19 protein-coding genes are annotated in these 23159 nt (G+C 71.7%); 11 read left to right on the top strand and 8 right to left on the bottom strand.

What is annotated here, in order from left to right; genetic code table 11:
• The first annotated feature begins 194 nt into the window (after positions 1-194).
• Positions 195-1760: an aldehyde dehydrogenase family protein gene (locus tag OHB44_RS09245; protein ID WP_266303301.1), complete on the top strand. Its 1566-nt coding sequence runs from the start codon at positions 195-197 to the stop codon at positions 1758-1760.
• Positions 1761-1823: 63 nt separating this feature from the next.
• Here OHB44_RS09245 and OHB44_RS09240 read toward each other — a convergent pair whose 3' ends face one another.
• Together OHB44_RS09240 and OHB44_RS09235 are read right to left on the bottom strand one after the other, a co-directional pair.
• Entirely contained in the window at positions 1824-2900 is a 1077-nt protein-coding gene (locus OHB44_RS09240) for a GNAT family N-acetyltransferase (RefSeq protein ID WP_330440331.1), read from the bottom strand.
• 89 nt (positions 2901-2989) lie between these two features.
• On the bottom strand, positions 2990-3691 hold the full coding sequence (locus OHB44_RS09235) for an amino acid-binding protein (RefSeq protein ID WP_238683291.1): 702 nt from the start codon (positions 3689-3691) through the stop codon (positions 2990-2992).
• A gap of 149 nt (positions 3692-3840) precedes the next feature.
• On the opposite strand from OHB44_RS09235, the gene OHB44_RS09230 reads away from it, so the two are divergent.
• Together OHB44_RS09230 and OHB44_RS09225 are read left to right on the top strand one after the other, a co-directional pair.
• Complete coding sequence (locus OHB44_RS09230; protein ID WP_238683292.1) at positions 3841-4920, top strand: phosphotransferase family protein; 1080 nt, start codon at positions 3841-3843, stop codon at positions 4918-4920.
• Complete coding sequence (locus OHB44_RS09225) at positions 4920-6140, top strand: acyl-CoA dehydrogenase family protein (protein WP_238683293.1); 1221 nt, start codon at positions 4920-4922, stop codon at positions 6138-6140. Before OHB44_RS09230 ends, OHB44_RS09225 begins: the two co-directional genes overlap by 1 nt.
• A gap of 243 nt (positions 6141-6383) precedes the next feature.
• On the opposite strand, the gene OHB44_RS09220 is transcribed toward OHB44_RS09225, so the two are convergent.
• The 6 genes from OHB44_RS09220 to OHB44_RS09195 all read right to left on the bottom strand — a co-directional run bounded on the left by OHB44_RS09220 (position 6384) and on the right by OHB44_RS09195 (position 13033).
• Complete coding sequence (locus OHB44_RS09220; protein ID WP_238683294.1) at positions 6384-7430, bottom strand: LacI family DNA-binding transcriptional regulator; 1047 nt, start codon at positions 7428-7430, stop codon at positions 6384-6386.
• Positions 7431-7512: 82 nt separating this feature from the next.
• A complete protein-coding gene (locus tag OHB44_RS09215) occupies positions 7513-8934 on the bottom strand; it encodes a GH1 family beta-glucosidase (RefSeq protein WP_266303305.1) in 1422 nt (473 codons plus the stop codon).
• Positions 8931-9773 (bottom strand): carbohydrate ABC transporter permease, encoded by an 843-nt coding sequence (locus tag OHB44_RS09210; RefSeq protein WP_238683296.1) that lies wholly within the window; start codon positions 9771-9773, stop codon positions 8931-8933. The genes OHB44_RS09215 and OHB44_RS09210 overlap by 4 nt, the downstream gene beginning before the upstream one ends.
• 10 nt (positions 9774-9783) lie before the next feature.
• Positions 9784-10755: a carbohydrate ABC transporter permease gene (locus tag OHB44_RS09205; RefSeq protein WP_238683297.1), complete on the bottom strand. Its 972-nt coding sequence runs from the start codon at positions 10753-10755 to the stop codon at positions 9784-9786.
• A gap of 109 nt (positions 10756-10864) precedes the next feature.
• Positions 10865-12154 (bottom strand): ABC transporter substrate-binding protein, encoded by a 1290-nt coding sequence (locus OHB44_RS09200; RefSeq protein WP_238683298.1) that lies wholly within the window; start codon positions 12152-12154, stop codon positions 10865-10867.
• 315 nt (positions 12155-12469) lie between these two features.
• Positions 12470-13033 carry a plasmid pRiA4b ORF-3 family protein gene (locus OHB44_RS09195; protein ID WP_266303306.1) on the bottom strand — a complete coding sequence of 188 codons (564 nt, stop codon included), beginning with the start codon at positions 13031-13033 and terminating at the stop codon, positions 12470-12472.
• Between the two features lie 150 nt (positions 13034-13183).
• Between OHB44_RS09195 and OHB44_RS09190 the strand changes: the two genes are divergently transcribed.
• The 8 genes from OHB44_RS09190 to OHB44_RS09155 all read left to right on the top strand — a co-directional run bounded on the left by OHB44_RS09190 (position 13184) and on the right by OHB44_RS09155 (position 23078).
• The gene (locus tag OHB44_RS09190; RefSeq protein WP_330440329.1) at positions 13184-13930 is read left to right on the top strand and encodes a pyrimidine reductase family protein; all 747 of its coding nucleotides are present in this window, start codon (positions 13184-13186) and stop codon (positions 13928-13930) included.
• A 148-nt stretch (positions 13931-14078) separates the two neighbouring features.
• Positions 14079-15830 carry an ATP-binding protein gene (locus tag OHB44_RS09185; RefSeq protein ID WP_330440328.1) on the top strand — a complete coding sequence of 584 codons (1752 nt, stop codon included), beginning with the start codon at positions 14079-14081 and terminating at the stop codon, positions 15828-15830.
• Between the two features lie 74 nt (positions 15831-15904).
• Positions 15905-17053: an exonuclease SbcCD subunit D gene (locus OHB44_RS09180; protein ID WP_112675573.1), complete on the top strand. Its 1149-nt coding sequence runs from the start codon at positions 15905-15907 to the stop codon at positions 17051-17053.
• The gene (locus tag OHB44_RS09175; protein WP_330440327.1) at positions 17053-19527 is read left to right on the top strand and encodes an SMC family ATPase; all 2475 of its coding nucleotides are present in this window, start codon (positions 17053-17055) and stop codon (positions 19525-19527) included. Before OHB44_RS09180 ends, OHB44_RS09175 begins: the two co-directional genes overlap by 1 nt.
• Before the next feature lie 114 nt (positions 19528-19641).
• Positions 19642-20607, top strand: coding sequence for a hypothetical protein (locus OHB44_RS09170; RefSeq protein WP_238683303.1), 966 nt, complete (start codon positions 19642-19644; stop codon positions 20605-20607).
• Positions 20608-20625: 18 nt separating this feature from the next.
• Positions 20626-21483: a spermidine synthase gene (locus tag OHB44_RS09165; protein WP_330440326.1), complete on the top strand. Its 858-nt coding sequence runs from the start codon at positions 20626-20628 to the stop codon at positions 21481-21483.
• 126 nt (positions 21484-21609) lie between these two features.
• Positions 21610-22302 carry a sigma-70 family RNA polymerase sigma factor gene (locus OHB44_RS09160; protein WP_238683305.1) on the top strand — a complete coding sequence of 231 codons (693 nt, stop codon included), beginning with the start codon at positions 21610-21612 and terminating at the stop codon, positions 22300-22302.
• A complete protein-coding gene (locus OHB44_RS09155) occupies positions 22299-23078 on the top strand; it encodes an anti-sigma factor family protein (protein WP_266303311.1) in 780 nt (259 codons plus the stop codon). The genes OHB44_RS09160 and OHB44_RS09155 overlap by 4 nt, the downstream gene beginning before the upstream one ends.
• Positions 23079-23159: the final 81 nt, after the last annotated feature.

The raw sequence follows: 23159 nt of genomic DNA, 5'->3' as shown, positions 1-23159 counted from the left end.
CACAGGTCGATCCGTGCTCGACGTTTGCGCACGTCACGACGGAAGCCTCCGGAAAAATCCTCGCGCCATTCGAGCGCTTCGAAGGCCAGCCAGACAAACGTACTGTTGCTGACCCACTACGAAGCGCGAGACAGTACCGCTCACCAGCGGTGCCGTCGACGCCGCCGCTCCCTGGTCAACCCTGAGGAGAAGCGATGGCACGACGACTCGCCGACGACACCGCCTGGACCGACATCCTGGCCCGCGCGGTGGCCGCCACCCCGGAGGCGTTCGGCGCCGAGGTAGACGGCGTCACCACACTGCACAACCTGGTCGAGGGCGAATGGCGAGCTGTCGGCCAGCCAGCCCCGGTCCGCACCCCGGTGGACAACACCATCCTCATCAACCTGCCCCGGGTCGACGCGGCCACCGCGCGCGCCGCTGTCGCCCACGCCGCCGACGCGCACCGGGCCTGGGCCCAGACCCCGCTGGCCGACCGCAAGGCCCGGGTCGACGCGGCAGTGGACTCGCTCACCGCCCACCGCGACCTGCTCGCCCTGCTGCTGGTGTGGGAGATCGGCAAGCCGTGGCGGCTGGCCTGCGCCGACGTGGACCGGGCGCTCGACGGTGTCCGCTGGTACGCGGGCGAGATCGACCGAATGCTCGCCGACGGCCGCGAGCCGCTACCCGGCCCGGTCAGCAACATCGCGTCGTGGAACTACCCGATGAGCGTGCTGGTGCACGCCGAACTGGTGCAGCTCCTGGCCGGCAACGCGGTCATCGCCAAGACCCCCTCCCAGGGCGGCGCGGTGTGCCTGACCGTCGCGCACGCGCTGATGCACCGGGCCGGCCTGCCCGCCACGCTCGTCTCCGGCAGCGGCGGGGAACTGTCCGAGGTGCTGGTCCGGGCGCCCGAGATCGGCGCGGTGGCGTTCGTCGGCGGCCGGTCCAACGGCGGCAAGGTGGCCGCCGCGCTGCTCGACAGCGACAAGCGGCACTTCATCGAACAGGAGGGTCTCAACGCCTGGGGCATCTGGAACTTCTCCCAGTGGGACCTGCTCGCCACGCACCTCAGGAAGGGCTTCGAGTACGGCAAGCAGCGCTGCACCGCTTACCCCCGGTTCGTGGTGCAGCGCGACCTGGTCGACGAGTTCCTCGACATGTATCTGCCGGTCGTCCGCTCGGTCCGCTTCGGTCACCCGCTCGCCGTCGGCGACGACTGGGCCGCCGGTGACCCGCTGCCCGAGCTGGACTTCGGGCCGCTGATCAGCGCCGCCAAGGCCGACGAGCTACGCCGCACCGTCGACGAGGCGGTCCGCGGCGGCGCGATCCCACTACACCGGGGCAAGCTCTCCGGCGCGCCGTTCCTTCCCGGGCAGGACACCTCGGCGTACGTGGCGCCGTCGGTGCTGCTCGCCCCGCCCGGACGGTCCCGACTGATGCACGCCGAGCCGTTCGGGCCGGTCGACACGATCGTCGTGGTGGACACCACCGACGAGCTGCTGGCCGCCATGAACGCCTCCAACGGCGCGCTGGTGGCCTCGCTGGCCTGCGACGACACCGACGAGGCCGGCAAGCTCGCCGTGGACCTCCAGGCGTTCAAGGTGGGCATCAACAAACCGCGCTCACGCGGCGACCGGGACGAACCGTTCGGCGGCCGGGGGGCCTCCTGGAAGGGCGCGTTCGTCGGCGGTGACCTGCTGGTGCAGGCCGTCACAGTCGGCGGGAACAGCCGGCTCTACGGCAACTTCCCCGACTACAACAGCTACCCCACCACCTGACAGTCGCATCGGAAGAGGCCCCCTTGTGGACGTTCGCCGCGCACAAGGGGCCCCCGTCGGGCCCTAGACGCCAGGCGTGGAGAACACGTCCTCTCGGTCCGCCCTGAGGGCGACAGCGAGCGGGACGGTGAGGGTGAGCAGCCCGCCGTCGCGCTCCACCGCAGCGGGCCGGCCCAGCCGGTGCAGCGTCCGCAGCATCGGGTCGTTGGTGGCCTGCACGTGCAGCACCAGCGCCGCGTACCCGGACCGGTCGGCGTGCTGGACCACCCGGCGCAGCAACGCCGAGCCGAGCCCACGCCGCTGCCAGTCGTCCCGCACCAGCAGCGCCACCTCGGCCTCGTCGCCCTCGCCGAGCAGGTTCGCCATGGCGACCACCGACTCGGCGGTGCCGTCGGAACCGGTGGTGCTGGCGATCAGCGTCAGCCCTCGGCTCGGCTCCAGCAGTCGACGCACGCGGGCCGGCTGCGGCAGCGACGCCCCGCCCAGGTAACGCCGCTGCCGGCTGCGCGGTGAGCACGCCTCGTGCAGCTCCACCACGCCGGACAGATCGTGGGCGCTGGCCGGCCGGACGGCCACCTCGGCGCCGTCGGGCAGCACCAGTGTGACCTGTTCGGCGGCCCGGCGCGCCACTGTGGCGGCCAGTTCGACAAGGGCCTGCGCCCGCGCGTACTCCGCCGGGGTGAAGTCGGGCGCGACCCGGCGCAGCGCGAACGAACCGCCCGCCGGGTCGGCCAACAGCATGGTGGCGCCGGTGATCCCCCGTTCGCCGCCGACCGTCGCCGGCCGCCAACTGACGACGTGGGCGGCGAGCAGGGTGCGCAACGCCTCGCCCGTCGCGTCCGGGTCACGCACCAACCGGTTGGCCAGCCCGAGCACCCGGGTGGGCTGGTCGGCCAGACCACGCGCCTCGCTGCGCGCCACCCAGCAGTCCCGGCCCCGACCACGCTCGACCGCGGCGATCAGCTCGGCCTCGTCGAGCGCGTCCGGCGCGTCGACCAGGAAATCGTCCACCGCGCCCTGCTCGGTGGGCTGCACCTGCACGGTGAGGATGTTGACCCCACGCAGCGCCAGGCTCGCCGTGAGCACCGACAGGTAACCCGGTCGGTCGTCCACAGTCGCTCGGATCCGCCACAACGTCATGGTTGGCTCCCTTCCCCGGTAAGAGCCTCACCCCCGCCTGTTGCCGCCCGGTTGCCCGGCGGTGTCGGCCCGGGAACTCCTCGGGCCGCTCAGGGGCCGGCGACCACCGGCGGCGCACCGACGAGATCGAGTCGATCACCGAGGATCACCGCGCAGGCGCGGACGAGCTGGGTGAGCCGATCCACCTCGGTGCTGTGAAACGCCGCGGCGGAGAGGGTCTCGCTGCGTTCGCGCGCCACCACCAGCACCAGGCCCGCCCGGCCGAACGGCGCGATCGCGTGGTGCGTGCCGTCGGGCGTGGTCATCGACCGTCCCCGCAGCGGGGTCACCTCCGGCAACCGCGGGGGTACGGGGGCACGCCAGCTCGCGTGCCCCACAGTCGCCCCGCCGCCCCCGCTCCGCGAGGCCCAGTCGACCGGCACCATGGCGGCCACGGCCCAGTCGGCCGCCAACAACCCGGGCACCGCGTCGACCAGGGTGGCCAACCCATCGGCCGGGTTGGCCGCGACCTGGGCCAGCAGCTCCGCGTCCTGGCCGGTGGTGGTGGGCGCGCCGATCGCCCGCCACACGCCGTCCACCCGCACACCCGGTATCGCCGCCAGGCCAGCCAGCAGCCGCTCCACCCGCGCCGCACCCGGCCAGACGACAGTGAAGTCGTCCACCGCGCGCCCGCCGAGCCGTTCGAGGACCACCACCTGGACGATGTCCGCCCCGGAGACGCCCAAGGTACGGGCGACCTGACCGAGGGTGCCCGGACGGTCCGGCAGGGTGACCCGAACTCGCAGCAACATGTCTGTCCCTCCGCTCGGCGGGCCGGCAAAGATCGGCCGGCAGGCTGAACCCAGCCTGGTAGTTGACCATTTCGTCCCTGTTGCAGGGGCATGTCCCGAGCGGAAATTCCGACCTTGACAACGTGAGCGGGCTGCCATCAACTAGTCGGATGAGCGATCCGGCCGTCGACGCGTCACGGCCGGGGGCCGTTCCCGTCTCCCCGGCCGGGCTGGCCCTGGACCGTCTCGCCGATCATCTGGCAACGCACCGACCCGAGCTGGCCGTCGGGCCGCTGCGTGCCACGCTGATCGCGGGCGGCAAGTCCAACCTCACCTACCTGCTGCGCCTCGGCGACCGCGAGGTGGTGCTGCGCCGCCCACCGCTGGGCCACGTACTGGCGACAGCGCACGACATGGCGCGCGAGTTCCGGGTCATCTCGGCGCTGGCACCGACCGAGGTGCCGGTCCCGGGGGCGCTGCTGCTCTGCACCGACCCCGAGGTGATCGGCGCGCCGTTCTACCTCATGGAGCGGATGCCCGGCGAGGTGTTCCGCACCCGCGCGCAGACCGACCCGCTGGGCGACGAGCGCCGCCGGGCCCTCGCGATGGCGATGATGGACACGCTCGCCGCGCTGCACAGCGTCGACCCGTCCAGCGTCGGGTTGGCTGACTTCGGCCGCCCCGAGGGCTACCTCGCCCGGCAGGTCCGCCGCTGGGCCGGGCAGCTCGACCGCTCCCGCAGCCGCCCACTGCCCGGCATCGACGAGCTGCGTGATCTCCTCGCGACGACCGCCCCGGAGGGCGCGAACGCCGGCCGGATCGTGCACGGCGACTACCGACTGGACAACCTCCTCGCCTCGGCCGACCCGGTCACCGTGCACGCGGTGCTCGACTGGGAGATGGCCACCCTCGGCGACCCCCTCGCCGACCTGGGGCTGCTGCTGACGTACTGGGACGTGCTCGGTGGCAGCGAGACCGCCGCGGGCAACCCCGTCGCCGACGGGCTCGGCCCGCGCGCCGGCTTCCCCACCGGCAGCGAGCTGATCGACAGGTACGCCGGACGCAGCAGTGTCGACGTCGGGCCGTTGCACTGGCACGTGGCGCTGGGCTGTTTCAAGCTCGCTGTCATCTGCGAGGGCATCCACTACCGCCACACGCTCGGGCAGACGCTCGGCGAGGGCTTCGACCGGATCGGCGAGATGGTGGCACCGCTGGTCGCGCACGGGCTGACCGCCGCCAGGGAGCGGTGATGGACTTCTCATACGACAGCCGGACCGAGGAGCTGCGCGACGAGCTGACCCGGTTCCTGACCGAGCACGTCTACCCGGCCGAGGCCGTGCACGCCGAGCAGGTGGCCGTCGGGGACCCGTGGTCGCGTACCCCGGTGTTGGCCGAACTGAAGGCGGAGGCCCGCAAGCGCGGCCTGTGGAACCTCTTCCTGCCCGACCCGCGCTACGGCGCCGGCCTGACCAACCTCCAGTACGCCCCCCTGGCCGAGCTGACCGGGCGAAGCCCGCACCTCGCGCCGGAGGCGGTCAACTGCGCGGCACCGGACACCGGCAACATGGAGCTGCTGGCCGAGTTCGGCTCTGAGGCGCAGCAGAAGCGGTGGCTGATGCCGCTGCTGGAGGGTGAGATCCGCTCGGCGTTCTGCATGACCGAGCCGGAGGTCGCGTCCTCCGACGCCACGAACATCGCCACCCGGATCACCCGGGACGGCGACGAGTACGTGATCAACGGACGCAAGTGGTGGTCGTCCGGGGCCATGGACCCGCGCTGCGAGATCTTCATCGTGATGGGCAAGACCGACCCCAGCGCCGACCGGCACCGCCAGCAGAGCATGGTGCTGGTCCCCCGGGACACCCCCGGGGTGACAGTGCGCCGGGGCATGACCGTCTTCGGCTACACCGACGGTTCACACGGCGGGCACGCCGAGATCGACTTCACTGACGTCCGGGTGCCCGCGGAGAACCTGATCGGCGCCGAGGGCACCGGCTTCGCCATCGCCCAGGCCCGGCTGGGGCCGGGCCGGATCCACCACTGCATGCGATTGATCGGAATGGCTGAGCGGGCATTGGAGCTGCTCTGCAGGCGGGCGCTAGGGCGGATCGCGTTCGGCCGACCGCTGGCCGAGCAGGGCGTGGTCCGGGAGTGGATCGCCGAGTCCCGGGTCCGCATCGAGCAGGCCCGGCTGCTGGTGCTCAAGACGGCCTGGCTGATGGACACCGTCGGCAACAGGGGCGCGCACACCGAGATCCAGGCCATCAAGATCGGCACGCCGGCGATGGCGGAATGGGTGATCGACAAGGCCATCCAGGCCTACGGCGGCGCCGGTGTCAGCCAGGACACGCCACTGGCCGCCCTCTGGGCGCAAACCCGTACCCTGCGCCTCGCCGACGGCCCCGACGAGGTGCACCGCAACTCCCTGGCCAAGCGCGAACTCCGCCGCTGGGCCCCCACCCCCGCCTGACCGCCGGGCAACAAAACCTGCCCCACGCACACCCCGGGCCCGCACACCCCCACACCCCACGATCGCGCTCGATCCTGGATGTGGTGGTGTGCGGTCGCCGGGAGGCCCCTCGATCCAGGATCGAGCGCGATCTTGCCTGCGAACCTCATTGATCATGTGCTGGCGGATCGCCATGCCGGAATCGTCCAGGCCAACCCCATGATCGACACGCGCCGTTCGGATCCCCTGGGGGTACCCGGGGGGTTAGGCGGAGGCCCGGTGGACCAGTTGGGTGTCCAGGAGGATGTGGGAGGCGGGTAGCTCCTCGCCACGGATCCGGGCCACCAGCAGGCGGGCCATCTGCCGGCCCATCTCCTCCACCGGCTGAAAGACAGTGGTCAGCGGCGGTTCGGCCTGTCGGGCGATGGTCGCGTCGTCGAAGCCGATCACCGCGACGTCCTGCGGCACGCGGCGGCCGGCCTCGCGCAGGGTACGCAGCGCGCCGAACGCCATGAGGTCGGACGCGACGAAGACCGCGTCCAAGTCCGGGCAGGCGTCCAGTAGCCGGCGCATTCCGGCCGCGCCGCTGCCCTCGCTGAAGTCGCCGTACGCGATCAGGTCGGGGTTGACGCTGGCGCCGGTGGCCTTGACCGCGTCGGTGTAGCCGGCCAACCGGGCCAGGCCGGCACCCATGTCCTGCGGACCGGCGATGGTGGCGACGCGTCGCCGCCCCTGCCTCGCCAGGTACTCCACCGCCTGCCGCGCCCCGCCAACGTTGTCCACGTCGACAAACCAGGCCGGTTGGGCGCCGGGTTGCAGCATCCGGGCGGGCCGACCGCCGAGCACGGCGGGCAGGCCACGTTCCTCCAGCAGCGTCGGCAGCGGGTCGGAGTCGTGCAACGACAGCAGCAGTACGCCGTCGACGTGCTGGTTGGTGAGGTGGTGCTCGACCCGTTCCCGCTCCACCGGCGACTGTGCCATGGCCAGCCAGAGCTGCATCGGCGTCTCCAGCAACCCGGAGCTGATCCCCCGCACGATGCTGGCGAAGAACGGCTCGGTGAAGACCCGCTCGCCGGATTCGGAGACCACCAGCGCGACGGAGTCGGTGCGCTGGGTGACGAGCGCACGGGCGGCCCGGTTCGGCACGTACCCCAGCTCTGCGATGGCCTGTTGGACAGCGGCCCGGGCCTCGGGGCTGACCTGGGGCGAGCCGTTGACCACGCGGGAGACCGTGCCCCGACCGACGCCGGCACGCGCCGCGACCGCGTCGAGGGTCGGGCGCCCGAGCGACCGGGTGCGCTGCGTTGTCATCGTCTGCTCCTCCGACGGCGGGCGGACCCGGCGCCACCTGCGAGAGGTGGACGCCGGGGCCGTCCTGATGGCTGGCCCGAGCCTATTGTGCGGCCAGACCGTTGCGCCGGATCACCGAGGCGTACCACTTGGCGCTGGACTTGGGGGTGCGGACCTGGCTGTCGTAGTCGACGTGGATCATGCCGAACCGCTTGGTGTAACCCCAGGCCCATTCGAAATTATCCATCAGCGACCAGGCAAAGTATCCCCGCAGGGGCACTCCGGCGTCGATCGCCTCGTGGGCGGCGCGCAGGTGGGCGTCGAAGTAGGCCAGCCGATCGACGTCGTCGACCTGCCCGTCGACCACCGAGTCGACGAACGCGGAACCGTTTTCGGTGACGTACAGGGGCAGGTCGGTGTAACCGTTCACCCGACGCAGCGTCTCGGTCAGGCCCGGGGCGTCGATCTCCCAGCCCATGTCGGTGACCGGAACGCCACGGGTGACGAACCGGACGTCCTCGCTGCCCGGCCAGCACGAGGGGGCCGGGTCGGCCTCCACGCCCTCGACCGGCGCGGCGACCACGTGCCGGCTGTAGTAGTTGACCCCGACCAGGTCCAGCGGCGTGGAGATGGTCGCGAGGTCGCCGTCGCGCACGTGCGCGAAGTCGGTCACCGTGCTCAGGTCGGCCACCAGGTCCTCCGGGTACGACCCGCGCAGCAGCGGGTCCAGGAAGAACCGGTTGGCCAACCCGTCGATCCGCCGGGCGGCGTCGGAGTCGGCGGGACTGTCACTGGCCGGGTCGACCGGGTAGAGGTTGACGGTCACGCCCGCCTCGGCGGCCGGCCGGGCGGCCCGCAGTGCCTGCACGGCCAGGCCGTGACCGAGCATCAGGTGGTGTCCGGCACGCACCGCGTCCGCTCCGTTGGTGCGGCCGGGGGCGTGCACGCCGGAGCCGTAGCCGAGGAACGCTGAGCACCACGGCTCGTTCAGCGTGGTCCAGTAGCGCACCCGGTCACCGAGCGCGTCGGCCACCAGCGTCGTGTAGTCGGCGAAGCGGGCGGCGGTGTCCCGCGCCGGCCAGCCGCCGGCGTCTTCCAACGGCTGCGGCAGGTCCCAGTGGTAGAGGGTGAGCCACGGCTCGATGCCGTTGGCGAGCAGCTCGTCCACGAGTCGCCGGTAGAAGTCCAGGCCGCCCGGGTTGGCCGCGCCGGTGCCGGTGGGCTGCACCCGGGACCAGGAGACCGAGAAACGGTACGACTTCAGGCCCAGCTCGGCCATCAGCGCGACGTCGTCGCCGAGGCGGTGGTAGTGGTCGCACGCGACGTCCCCGGTGTGCCCGGCGACGACCCGACCCTCGGTGTGGCTGAAGGTGTCCCAGATCGACGGGGCGCGGCCGTCCACGGCCGCCGCCCCCTCGATCTGGTACGCCGCCGTCGCGGCCCCCCAGAGGAATCCGGGTGGAAAGGTCAGCCCGGGGCGCTCGTCGAGGACGTCGACGGCGGGTGGGCTGGCGGGGTTGCTCACGACTTGACGGCACCTTCCATGATCCCGCCGATGATCTGGCGGCCGAACACGAGAAAGACGATTACCAGGGGGATGGTGCCGATCGCCGTGGCGGCGAACACCTGGGAGTAGTCGGTGTAGTAGGCGTACGAGAGGAAGGAGAGCGAGACCTGCAGGGTCGGGTTCTCCGGGGTGAGGATGGCGTACGGCCAGATGAACGAGTTCCAGGTCTCCATGAAGGTCAGCAGACCGAGCACGCCGGCGGCGGGACGTAGCGCGGGCAGCACGATGCTCCAGTAGATCCGGAACGTGCTCGCCCCGTCGACGCGGCCGGCCTCGATCAGCTCGTCGGAGATGGCCTGGCTGGCGTACTGCCGCATCATGAACACGCCGAAGGCGCTGACCAGGAACGGCACGGTGACCGCGTAGAGGGTGTCGTACCATCCCAGGTCCTGCATCATGGACCAGAGCGGGATGAGCCCCATCTGGGTCGGGATCATCATGGTGACGATGATCGCCAGCAGCAGGACGTTGCTGCCCCGGAACTTCAGCTTGGCGAAGGCGAACCCCGCCAGTGAACCGGTGAGCACCACCGACACGGTGACCACCGAGGAGACGATGATCGAGTTCATCATGCCGGTGAGGAAGTTGGCGGCGTCGTTGTCGAGCACCCGCCCGAAGTTGTCACCGAACGCGCCGCCGGGGGTCAGCGGCGGCGGCACGTCGTTGATGTTGTCCAGGCTGCGACTGCCGATCACCAGCATGTAGTAGAACGGGTAGATCGACAGCAGCGCCGCCAGGACGAGCGCCACGTAGGTCAGCGGGCTGGTGCGCCACAGGCGCTGGGAAGCCGAGATCATCGATCTCTCCTCACTTCGCCGAGCGGCGGACGAGTAGGAAGTTGAACAGCGACACCACGATGATGATCATGAAGATCGCCCAGGCGACCGCGGCTCCGTAGCCGGCGGTGTTCAGGTTCACGATGCCCATCTCGTACATGTACATGGCCAGCGTCTGGAACTCCCGCTGGTTGCCGCCGATGATGTTGCCGTTGCCGAAGAGCAGGGGCTCGGTGAAGAGCTGCATGCCGCCGATCGTGGACAGGATGACCACGAAGATGAAGGTGGGCTTGAGCATGGGCAGGGTGATCTGCCAGAACTGTCGCCACGGACTGGCGCCGTCGATCTCCGCGGCCTCGTAGAGGTCCTTCGGGATCGCCTGCATGCCGGCGAGCAGGATCAGGGTGTTGTACCCGGTCCACCGCCAGTTGACCATGGAGGAGATGGCCGTCCAGGAACTCCACCGGTGCCCGTCCCAGTCGACCGGGTCGACACCGACGAAGCTGAGCAGCCAGTTGAACAGGCCGAACTCCCGCTGGAACAACATCCCGAAGACGATCGCGACCGCGGCCACCGACACCACGTTCGGCATGAAGATGGCCATCCGGAAGAAGGTCTTGGCGCGCAGGAGGGTCCGGTTGAGCAGGTTCGCCAGGAAGAGGGCGAGCAACAACTGCGGGATGGTCGACAGGGCGAAGATGCCGAACGTGTTGACCAGCGCGTTCCAGAAGTACTCGTCGGACACCAGCCGGGTGTAGTTGTCGAAGCCGATGAACGTGTGCTCGCCGATCATGTCCCAGTCGTGCAGCGACATCCAGGCGGTACGCACCATCGGGTACAGCCCGAATATGCCGAAGATCAGGAAGAACGGGGCGATGTAGAGGTACGGCGAGTACTTGACATCGAGGCGGTTGAGTAACCTTCCCCGTCGACGTCGGCGATCGACGTCGGGAGAAGGCGGTGCTGCTGGCGACGGCCGTGCCGTCGTGGCCGACAGGCTCATGCGAATTTCCTTTTCCGGCGAGGCCCGGGGGCCCTCGCGCAGGGCGCTACGCGGAGGGGACCGGCCGGTGGCGTCCGGGAAACCCCGAACGCCACCGGCAGGGAATCACTCAGAAGGCACCCTGAGTCTTGGCGTCCTTCGTGAACTGCTCCCAGGCCTTCGCCTTGTCGGCCTGCCCGTTCTCGAACGCCCGCAGGGCCGGCTCGAGCGCGTTCTCCTTGACCGCCTGGTGCTTCGGGCCCAGGTGGGTCGGCTGGATCTTGGCGACGCTCTCCCCGAAGATCTTGCCGGTCGGCGCGTTGCTGAAGTACTCGTTGGTGTAGCTGATGAACGCGTCGTTCTTCAGCGCCTCCAGGTTGGTCGGCAGCGGGCCCTTGAGCTTGAATGCCTCGACCTGGCTCTTCGCGTTGGTCAGGTACTCGGCGAGCTTCGCCGCCTCCTTCGGGTACTTGCTCTGCGCCGGAACCGCGAGCCACGAGCCGCCCCAGTTACCGCCGCCGCCCGGCACGGACGCGACATCCCACTTGCCCTTGTTGGCCGGACCGGAGTTGTCCGACACGATGCCGAGCATCCAGGACGGGCAGAAGGTGGCCGCGAAGGTGCCCTGCTTGAAGCCACCAGACCACTCCGGCGACCAGGTGGACGCCTTGGCGGAGATGTCCGCCATCGAGGTGGCGGTGTCCCAGGCGTTCTTCACCGCGGGGCTGGTGTCCGCGATGATGTTGTCTTCCTTGTCGTAGAACAGGTCACCGTTGCCCTGGAAGAGCACACCGTTGGAGACGGCGGTGATCGAGTCGATGAACGCCTTGCCGCCGGTGCCCTGCTTGTACTTCAGACCGGCGTCGTGGAAGCCCTTCCAGTCCGGCCAGAGCGCCGACACCTGGTCGCGCTCGGTGGGCAGGCCGGCCGCCTGGAACAGGTCCTTGCGGTAGCAGACGGCGAGGCTGCCGACGTCGGTCGGCAGGCCGATCAGCCGGCCGTCCGGCGCCTTGCCCAGCTCCCACTTCCAGGGCAGGTATTCCTTCGAGTGGTCGGCGACCAGCGGGGTGAGGTCCGCCCAGTTGCGCGCGTTGGGCTTGAACTCGTTGAGGATGCCCTCTTCCAGGGCGGTGACGTCCGCCGCGCCCTTGCCGGTGGCCAGGTAGCGGACCAGCTTCGGCCGGTACTCACCGAGCTGCGCGGTCTTGCGCAGCTCGACCTTGATGCCGGTGTCCTTCTCGTACTGCTTGACGAGCTCGTCGTAGCCCATCTCGCCGAAGGTGTCGACGACCAGCTTGGCGGGCTTCTCGCCGGCCGCCGGCTTGTCGTCGTCGTTGCCGCAGGCTGCGAGACCGCTGACCGCGGTGATCGCGGCCAGGGCAGCGGCCGCCAGGCGGGTACGCCGCGTGGTGACACTCATTCGCTGACCCCTCTTTCCGGTGGTGAGGCTGATGTGTGTGGTGGGGGTTGCTCATCGCGCCGGGCCGGGGTCCGTGAGTGACACACACCACCTCCGGGAGCGCTCCCATGAGATTGCCGGCGGGTAACGGGAGTGTCAATAGGACGTTGGGAGCGTTCCCAGATCGTTACCGCTGACCACTCCCATCGCACCCACCCCAACCACACCCCCCGCCCCACCTCGGTGATCAAGAGGTTTCGGTCAGGAAAGGTGGCGCCGCTGACGCAAACTTCTTGATCAACAACCACCCGGCCCCGGAGGGCCGGGCGGGGGCGGTCAGCAGAAGCGGCGCAGGAGGGTGGTTGCGCGGGTGGGGTCGAATCGGGACGGGTCGAAGGTCGAACCCGCCCAGTCGCGCAGCATCGCGTGGCGGGAACCGGCGGGGTCGGCCGTGGCGTCCTGGTCGTCCAGGGCTTCCAGGAGCGCCTGGTAGCCCAACGGCCCGCCGACACCCTCCGGCGGGCAGGCCCGCTCGCCGGCCAGGCAGACCGGGTACCGCTCGTCGGGGTCGGCGGTCAACGCGTCCTCCACGACCAGGTCGTGCTCCCACCAGTCGCCGAAGTCGTACGTGTAGGAGAACCGGCTGCCCTTACCGAGCACCGCGTCGAGCCGCACGTCCAGCTCGTCGTGCAACGCCAACTCCCCGTCCGGATCCGGCTCGCCGTACTGCATCGCGTCGATCTCGAACGAGTGCAGGTGGCAGTCCCGCCAACCCATCGCGTGCTGCACCACCCGGTGTAGCCGGTCCAGCGTGTAGCCGGCCGGCACGAGCACCCGGCGCCACACCGGCGGGCGGCTCCCGGCGAGGGACATCTTCAGCTGGAAGATCTGACGCGACATGCTGTCCTGTCCTCCCGCGGCTTAGGCTGCGAGCATGATCTGCCGAGCGTGCCGGGCCCGGCGACACGACGACTGCCCGGGCCGGAACTGGTGCGACTGTCAGCACCGTACCGCCGAACCCACCCCTCCGGTCACCGGTCCGGCCGGCGAATGACCGTCGGAATTCCGATCCGACGGCTCTGGCCCGAGCCGTCGACGCAGCCGCTCGACGACGCCACGCTGACCGCCCTCTACGGCCGCGCCGACGAGCCCCGACTGCGGATGAACTTCGTGACCAGCCTGGACGGCGCGGTCACCGTGGACGGCTACTCGGCCGGGCTCTCCGGCGAACCGGACAAGCGGGTGTTCGGCCTGCTGCGGATGACCTGCGACGCCCTGGTGGTGGCCGCCGGCACACTCCGCCACGAGGAGTACCGGGCGGTCCGGCTCAACGAGCGCCGCCGTGACTGGCGTCGCGACAATGGGCTGGCCGAGTACCCGACGCTTGTGGTCGTCTCCGGTTCGCTCGACCTGGATCCGGCGCAGGCCGCCCTCGCCGACGCGCCGACCCGCCCTGTGGTGCTCACCCATGCCGACGCCGACCCGCCGCCCGGGCTGACCGACGTCGCCGACGTGCTGCGCTGCGGCGCCGAGCGGGTCGACCTGGCCGCCGGTCTGGCCGAGCTGCACCGCCGCGGGCTCACCCAACTGCTCTGCGAGGGCGGCCCACACCTGTTCGGCGCGCTCACCGCCGCCGACCTGGTGGACGAGCTGTGCCTCACCGTCTCGCCGCTGCTGGCCGGGCCCGGCCCCGGCCGGATCACCGCCGGCGACGCCGCACCGCCCCGGCACCTGCCACTGCGCCACGTGCTCGCCGCCGAAGACGGCGTCCTCCTGCTCCGCCACGCCCGCCCGTGACCCGCCGTCGCCCGGTCGCACACCCACCGTCGTGAGTGTGACGGCGCATGGTGTCGTCCGCCGCGTCGCGTGGCGACCTGTCGTACTCCTCGGGCAGGATGCAGGGCATGCGCGCCGACCGTGATGCCCGACCGACCCGAGCCGCCCGATGACCGACGCCGAGCTCGACAGCCCGGGCGAGGTGGTCGGGCGGGTGCTGGGCACCGCCGACGCCACCCCGTTGCAGTTCTGGACGGCCGTGGCGCCCGGCAGTTACCTCCAGCTCGACGACGTGGTCGTCACCCGACGGGAGCTGCCGGACCGGGAGCCGGTGACGATCGCCGGGGTGGTCACCCAGGTCCGCGCTCGGCACGAGGGCGCGCAGTTCGAGTCCGACGTGTTCGCCATCGCCGACGGCACGCTGCCCGCGCAGGTGCAGGAGGCGGCCGAGGTGACCACCACCCGGGTCGATCCCGAGCTGTACGTGCCGCCGACCCCGGGCGCGGTGGTGCACCGGGCCGAGGGGGACGCCCGGGCCCGCGCGCTGCACTTCGACCGGATGGAGCGACGCATCCCGATGGGGATGGGTCGCGACGGGGTCCCGGTCTACCTCAACGCCGACTTCCTCGACGGCAGTCGGGGTGCGCACGTCTCCATCTCCGGCATCTCCGGGGTGGCCACCAAGACCAGCTTCGCCACGTTCCTGCTCTACTCGGTGTTCCGCTCCGGCGTGCTGGGCGGCGACGCGGTCAACGCCAAGGCGCTGATCTTCAACGTCAAGGGTGAGGATCTGCTCTTCCTGGACCACCCCAACACCCGCCTCGACGAGCCCACCCGCGCGGCGTACGCGAAGCTCGGGTTGAGCGCCGGCGCGTTCCCCGACGTGCGGGTGTACGCCCCACCCCGGGTCGGCGACTCGGCCGGCACGCCGGATGTGAGCAGCCGGCTCACCGGTGTCGACAGCTTCTACTGGACGCTGAGCGAGTTCTGCACCGACCGCCTGCTGCCGTACGTCTTCGCCGACGCCGACGACGAGCGCCAGCAGTACACGATGGTGGTCCACTCGGTGGCCGCGCACCTGGCCCGCTACGCCCAGCCCGCCGACGGCGGGGTGAGCATCGACGGGGTCCGGCTCGGCTCCTACGGCGATCTGGTCGACCACATCGTCGATCAGCTCAACGACGACGAGACCCGCTCCGACTGGGCGGGCAGCGCGGTGGGGCTGGGCACCGTCAACGCGTTCGCCCGGCGGTTGATCGGCAGTAAGAAGGACCTGGCCCGGCTGATCCGTGGCGACCTCGCCACCCGCCGCCCCCACTCGATCAACACGAGCGAGTCGGCCCAGGTCACTGTGGTCGACCTGCACAACCTTCCCGACCGCGCGCAGCGGTTCGTGGTCGGTGTGACGCTCAAGAGCGAGTTCGAGCGCAAGGAGAAGTCCGGCACCGCCAAGCCGCTGCTCTTCGTCGTCCTCGACGAGCTCAACAAGTACGCCCCCCGGGAGGGCTCCTCGCCGATCAAGGAGGTCCTTCTGGACATCGCCGAGCGGGGCCGTTCGCTCGGGGTGATCCTGATCGGCGCGCAGCAGACGGCGAGCGAGGTGGAGCGGCGGATCGTCACCAACTCGGCGATCCGGGTGGTCGGCCGGCTCGACCCGGCCGAGGCGTCCCGCCCGGAGTACGGCTTCCTGCCGCCCGCACAGCGCCAGCGGGCGTTGCTGGCCAAGCCGGGCACCATGTTCGTCAACCAGCCGGACATCCCGGTGCCGCTCTGCCTGGAGTTCCCGTTCCCGGCCTGGGCCACCCGGGTCTCCGAGGCGGGCCGGGCACCATCGGAGACGCTGCGCTCGATCACCCAGTCCGCCGACCCGTTCGCCGTGGTGGGCTCCGGCGGCGGCACCGACGACGACATCCCGTTCTAGGGAGGGCCGGCACAGGTGAGCGCGAGGAGTGAGCTTGCGAGCCCCGCAGTCGCGAACGGAAGGCCAGCTCAGCAATGAAGATCCTGCACACCTCCGACTGGCACGTGGGAAAGGTGCTCAAGGGGCAGTCCCGGGCCGACGAGCACAAGGCCGTGCTGGCCGGGGTGATCGAGATCGCCCGTGCCGAACAGCCGGATCTGGTGATCGTCGCCGGTGACCTCTACGACACCGCCGCGCCCAGCTCGGAGGCGACCCGCCTGGTCACCAGGGCGTTGACGGCGCTGCGGCGGACCGGCGCGGACGTGGTGGCGATCGGGGGCAACCACGACAACGGCCCGGCGCTGGACGCGCTGCGCCCGTGGGCCGATGCCGCCGGCATCACCCTGCGCGGCGGGGTGCGGGAAAATCCGGACGAGCACGTCATCGACGGCACCACCGCCGGTGGCGAGCGGTGGCGGCTGGCCGCGTTGCCGTTCCTGTCCCAGCGGTACGCGGTGCGCGCGTTGGAGATGTACGAGCTGACCGCCGCGGAGACCAACCAGACGTACGCCGACCACCTGGGCCGGGTGCTGGGGCGACTGACCGAGGGCTTCACCGAACCGGACCGGGTGCACCTGGTCACCGCGCATCTGACGGTGACCGGCGCGGCCACCGGTGGTGGCGAGCGCGACGCGCACACCGTGTTGGGCTACGCCGTTCCGGCCACCGTCTTTCCGGCCACCGCGCACTACGTGGCGCTGGGTCACCTGCACCGGGCGCAGCGGGTCGCGGGTCCGTGCCCGGTGCGGTACAGCGGCAGTCCGCTCGCTGTGGACTTCGGTGAGCAGGAGAACATCCCCTCGGTGACGATGGTCGAGGTGACGGCCAGCACCGCCGCCCGGGTGCGGGAGGTGCCGGTGACGGCGGCGAGCGCGCTGCGCACGGTGCGGGGCACCCTCGCCCAGCTCGCCGAGATCGAGGCACCGGACGCGTGGCTGCGGGTGTATGTGCGGGAGCAACCCCGCGCCGGCCTGCGCGAGGAGATCCAGGAGCTGCTCCCCCGGGCCCTGGAGATCCGGATCGACCCGGAGCTGTTGGCCGCCCCGGGCAGCGGCGCGCGCATCGCCCAGCGCTCGGGGCGTTCGCCCCGGGAGTTGTTCGCCGACTACCTGGACAGCCGGGGCCACGCCGACGAGGGTGTCCGGGAGCTCTTCGACGAGCTTTTCGAGGAGGTCGAGCACTGATGCGTCCGATGCGGTTGGACATGGCCGGGTTCACGGTCTTCCGGGACGAGACCACTGTCGACTTCACCGACGCCGACTTCTTCGCGCTGATCGGCCCGACCGGTTCGGGCAAGTCGACGGTGCTGGACGCCATCTGCTTCGCCCTCTACGGCATGGTGCCCCGCTGGGGTGGCGCCCGAGGGTTGGCGAACGCGCTCGCGCCGTCGGCGACCGAGGCGCGGGTGCGGTTGGTCTTCGAGTCCGGCGGCGCCCGGTACGTGGCGACCCGGGTGGTCCGTCGGGACGGCCGGGGCAACGTGAAGACCGCGAACGCCGGGTTGCAGCTCATGCCGGCCGGCTTCGACGTGACCAAACTGGACACCGGGTTGAGCCCGGACGATCTCGGCGAGGTGGTGGCCGGCACCCCCGCCGAGATGGAGCAGGCGGTGCTGGAGGCGGTCGGGCTGCCGTACGAGCAGTTCACCAGCTGCGTGGTGCTGCCACAGGGGCAGTTCGCCGATTTCCTGCACGCCAAGCCGGCGACTCGGCAACAGATCCTGGTCAACCTGCTCGGCCTCGGCGTCTACGAGGACGTGCAGAAGAAGGCGACGGCGCGCGCCGCGCAGGCGGAGGCCCGGCTGGAGGCGGTCGATCAGGTGCTCGCCGGGTTGACCGGCGTGGACGACGAGGCGTTGGCCGAGGCCGACGCCCGGGTGGAGCGGATGGCCGAGCTGGCGGCCGCGGTGGCCGAGGCGGTGCCGGAGCTGGCTGCGGCCCGGGTCACCGCACTGGAGGCCGCGGCGGCGCTGACCGCGCTGGACGACGAGCTGACAGTGCTGACCGGGGTGCGCGCGCCGGCTGGGGTGACCGCTGTCGCTCGCGCGGTCGCGGCGGCGCGGGCCGACGCCGAGGCGGCTGCGGCCGGGGTGTCGCTGGCCGAGGAGCGGGAGGACAAGCTGCGCGGTGAGCTGGCCGCCGCCGGTGACGAGAGCGCGCTGCGGCTGCAACTGCGGGCGTACGACGATCGGGATCGGCTGTCCGGTGAGGCCGACGCGGTCCGGGCGACGGTGCGCGCGGCGAATGAGGAGCACGCCGCCGCGGTGGCGGCGTTGGCCGCCGCACGGGTGGTCGCCGAGCGGGCCGACGTCGAGCTGGAGGCGGCCTTCCGGGCGCACGAGGAGGCGAAGGCCACCGACCTGGCGGTGAGTCTGCGGGTGCACCTGCATGCCGGTGCCGCGTGCCCGGTGTGTGAGCAGCCGGTGGCCGAGGTGCCGGCGGTGCCTGCCGATTCGGCGGTGGCCGCCGCGACGGCGGCGGGCAAGGCCGCGCGGGCCGCGACAAAGGCCGCGCAGGCGACGGTGCAGGAGCGGGACACGGCGGCGCGGGAGTTGGAGCGGCTGCTGGTGCAGGCGCGAGCCCGGCAGGAGCAGATGGAGGCCCGGCTGGCCGAGCTGGACGGGCAGCTCTCCGGTGCGGCCGAGCCGGCCGTGTTGCGCCGGGAGTTGGCCGAGCACGCCCGGTTGCGACGCGCGTTGGAGGAGGCGGCGACGGCGGTCCGGGCCGGCCGCGAGGCCGCTCGGCAGGCCCGGGCCGGGGTGGATGCCGCCGAGGAGCGGCTGCGGGCGGCGTGGCGGGCCTTTGACACCGCCCGGGACGGGTTGGCGCGGTTCGGCCCACCGGCGACCGATCGGGACGACGTGGCTGCCGCGTGGGCGGCGCTGACCGAGTGGGCGACCACCGAGGCGGACCGACGCCGCGCCGAGCGGGCCGGTCGGGCCGCCGCCGTGGCGGAGGCCGAGTCGGTGGCCGACGGGGTGCAGCGGGGCATCGCGGGCATCTTCGCCGCCGCCGACGTGCCGGTCGGGGACGATCCGGTGCACGCGGCGACGGTGGCGGTGGAGCGGGCCGACGCCGACCGGCGGCGGCTGCACGAGCGTCGCGAGCAGGCCGGGACGTTGCGCGAGCAGCGGGCGGGGCACGAGCGGGAGGCGCAGGTGGCGCGCGCGCTCGCCGGGCACCTGCGGGCCAACAACTTCGAGCGGTGGTTGCTGGCCGAGGCGTTGGACCTGCTGGTCGACGGCGCGTCGGGGATCCTGCGCGAGTTGTCCTCCGGGCAGTACGAGCTGGTGCACGACAAGGGCGAGTTCGTGGTGGTCGACCACCACGACGCGGGGCTGCGTCGCGGCGTGCGCACCCTCTCCGGGGGTGAGACGTTCCAGGCGTCGCTGGCGCTGGCGTTGGCGCTCTCGGAGCAGTTGGCGGGGATGTCCACCACGGCGGCGAGTCTGGAGTCGATCGTCCTGGACGAGGGTTTCGGCACGCTCGACGCCGCCACCCTGGACACGGTGGCGGCGACCCTGGAGAACCTGGCGGCCCGGGGCGATCGGATGGTCGGCGTGGTCACCCACGTGCCGGCGTTGGCCGAGCGGATCCCGGTCCGCTTCGAGGTGCGCAAGGATGCCCGGTCCGCGCGCGTGGAGCGGACGGGCCGGTGAGCGCGAGGAGCGCAGCGCAGCGGAGCCCCGCAGCCGCGAACGAAGGACCAGCCCGGTGAGCGCGAGGAGCGCAGCGCAGCGGAGCCCCGCAGCCGCGAACGAAGGACCAGCCCGGTGAGCGCGAGCGACCCTGCGTTCTTCGTGGATTCGTGGGACCCGGCGTACGGGGCGTCGTTCGAGGCGTCCGCCGCCGGGCCGGCCGCGCCGAGCAGCGCGCAGGTCGACGCGGACGTGGAGTTGCCCGCCGTGGACTGGCGGGCGATCGGGGTACGCCCCGGGGTGCGGGCACCCGACGTGGTGTTGCTGGTCGACGGGGTTCGCCGCATCGACGCGAGCATCTGGACGGCGGAGACCGACGGCCTGTCGTTCCCCGGGTTGGCCGCCTCGTACGCGGCCGGCGTGGTCCGGTGTGACCTGGGGCGGGGTGCGGCGCAGTTGGCGGGCACCCGGGTTGGTCGGGGCCTGTTCACGGCGAGCCCGTCGGCGCGGGATGTGGTGGCGGGCGCGATCCGTTACCCGGTGCACCGGGTGGGTGGCACCGGTGAGCTGGCGAAGCTGCCGGCCGCCGTGCAGGGCCCGCTGACCGCGTTGGAGGTGGCGGTGTCCGACGCCGCCCGGGTCGACGGTGACCTGTTGGTGGTGGACGGCCCGCTGCGCAGTCGTCGGCAGTTGCCGCGCACCCTGGGCTACATCAAGACGCAGCACAGTCAGTACCTGGATGCCCGGCTGACCGCTGTGGTGACGGGCATGGCGTCGGGTGAGCGCTCCCCGGTGTTCCGGCTCGGCACCGCCTGGGGTGGTTGGTCCTGGTATTTGCGGCTGCCGGTGGCGATCGGCGCGCCGTGGGCGGGCGTCGTTCGGGTGGAGTGCTCCGCCGACCTGCCCGTCGAGGCGGCGATCGAGCTGGCCGACCTGTCGCTGGTGACACTGCCGCGTTTCGCTTCCACCCCGTACAAGGATCCGCGGGCCCCGCAGAACCTGATCCCGATCGCCGGCCTGGAGCGCCGGCTGCGGGCCCTGCTCGGCGATTCCCGGCTGCTGCACCGTGCGTTGACCGCCGCGGCCCGCGCCGCCCGATGAGCGCGGATACTGGTTCCGGTGGGTCGTAAACGGGCGGGTGACCGGGTCGTCGAGCAGGTGGACACCGGGCTGGCGGAGCTGGTGCCGGCTCCGGACCGGGCCGGCTCGTGGACGCTGCTGCTGGACGGCGCGCCGCAGTCGCACGTCGACCTGACCGACCCCACCCACCTCGAGTTCGAGTACGTGCGGCGGTTGGCCGCCGCAGTGGATCTGATCGCGCCGGCCGGTGCGCCGCTGCGGGTGCTGCATCTGGGTGGCGGCGCGCTGACCCTGCCCCGGTACGTCTCCGCCACCCGACCCGGGTCCACCCAGCGGGTGTCCGAGGTGGACGGCGCGCTGGTGGAGCTGGTCCGTCGGGCGTTGCCGTGGCCGTCCGACGCCCGGTTGCGGGTCCGGGTGGAGGACGCCCGGGCGGTGCTGGCGTCCACCCGGGAGAGCAGCTACGACGTGGTGGTCGCCGACGTGTTCGCCGGTGCGCGTACGCCGGCCCACCTCACGTCGGTGGAGTACGCGGCCGAGGTGGCCCGGGTGCTCCGCCCCGCCGGTTGGTACCTGGCGAACCTGGCCGACGGTCCGCCGCTGCGGCACGCCCGTGGTCAGGTCGCCACTGTCCGTTCGGTGCTGCCGCAGGCCTGTCTGGTCGGGGACGCGGCGGTGCTGCGTGGACGCCGGTACGGCAATCTGGTGCTGGTCGCCGGGCGGTCCACACCGCCGGTGCCGGAGCTGACCAGACGCGCTGCCGGCGACTGGTTCCCGGGCCGGGTGGTGGCCGGCGACGACCTGGACCGCTTCGTCGGTGGCGCGCAGATCGTCCGGGATGCCGACGCGACCGGCTCCGATCCGCCACCGCCTGGCCTGTTCTCAGTCCGCCGCTGACCGTCCACTCGACAACGCGCCGTAGATATTTTCGCCGATTGTTGATCCGTTGGGGCCGGTGCTGCGTACCACCGGGCGGCCCACCTTGTGGGCCGGCGTTGGTCACGGACGATCCCGGAGGTCTGCATGCACGCGGTGGCGGCCGGTTGGCATGGCGACGCGGTACGCGCTGACTGGTTGTCGGCGCGACCCTCGTCACGGTCAACCTCGTCTGCCCGGGGGGTCGACTCGCGGGCGACGCCTCGCCAGAATGGTCCGGTGACGCCGCGACCGGCGCCCGGGCGCCATCAGGCGACGACAACCGAGGCCAGCCACTCCGACCAGTTGATCCGTCAGCTCTACGCCGAGCACGCCGGCCCGTTGCTGATGTTCGTCATGCGCCTCACCGGGGGGGACCGGCAGCGCGCGGAGGACATCGTCCAGGAGACGCTGCTGCGGGCCTGGCGCAACGCGCACCGCCTGGGCACCCAGGGGCAGGGTTCGCTGCGGCCGTGGTTGGTCACCGTGGCCCGCCGCATCGCCATCGACGAGCACCGCAGCCAGGAGGCCCGGCCGCCGGAGACGTACGACCGGGACCTCACGGCGTTCGCCGAGGCGGACAGCACCGACCGGGTGCTGCGGACCATGACCGTGGCGGACGCGCTGCGTACGCTCAGTCAGTCGCACCGGGAGATCCTGATCTCGACGTACTTCCGGGGGCGGACGGTGCCGGAGGCCGCCGAGGAGTTGGGCCTGCCCCTCGGCACCGCCAAGTCGAGGGTCTACTACGCGCTGCGCGCGCTGCGCACGGCTCTGCAGGAGCGGGGGGTGACAGAATGAGCCGGCCGGACCACATGGACGTCGCGGCGTACGCGCTCGGTGTGCTCGACGAGCAGGACACTGAGCGGTTCGAGGAGCATCTCGCCACCTGCTGGGCGTGCGCGGCCGAGTTGGAGACGATGGTGCCGGTGGTCGGGCTGCTGTCCGACATCGACGGCGAGACGATGATGGCGATGGAGCAGACGGCGACCGACCCGGCCCTGCTGGACCGGACGCTCGGCGCGGTCCGGGCCGACCGGCGGCGTACCCGGTTTCGTCACATGCTCGCGACGGCCGCCGCGGTGGTGGTCTTCGGCGGTCTGACCGGGTACGGCTTCGTCAGCGTGACCGGCAACGAGCAGGCGCCGGGGGTGCTCGCCGAGTCGACGCCGAGCGCGCCCACCCCGCCGACGAGCGCGCCGACGGCCGCGCCGAGCGGCCCGGGTGTGGGCGGCACCGAGGTGGAGGGCGACCAGGTCGAGGCGACCGACGCGACCACCGGTGTGCAGACCACCATGTTCCTGGTGACCAAGGACTACGGCACCCGGATCAATTTCAGCCTGCGGAAGCTGCCCGGCCCACGCATCTGTCGACTGGTGGTGGTACGTAAGAACGCCACCACCGAGGTCATCTCGACCTGGTCGGTGCCGGAGGGCGGCTACGGCACCAACACCCGGCCGCAGGGTCTCGAACTGAGCGCCTCGACGTCGGCTCTGCCGAAGGACATCAAGCAGCTCCAGGTGCAGTCGGTGGATGCCAACGGCGTGGCGAGTCCGCTGGTCACCGTACCCATGTAAGAGTGCCTGCCGCATCGGCGCCGGTCATTGTCACAATGACCGGCGCCGATCTGTCGTTGGCGAAGGGTCCCCTCGCGGGGG

It is taken from the genome of Micromonospora sp. NBC_00821, assembly GCF_036347035.1.
Classification (GTDB): Bacteria; Actinomycetota; Actinomycetes; order Mycobacteriales; family Micromonosporaceae; genus Micromonospora; species Micromonospora hortensis.
Note: the sequence above shows the minus strand (reverse complement) of the source record. Positions and strands in the feature narration are given on the sequence as shown.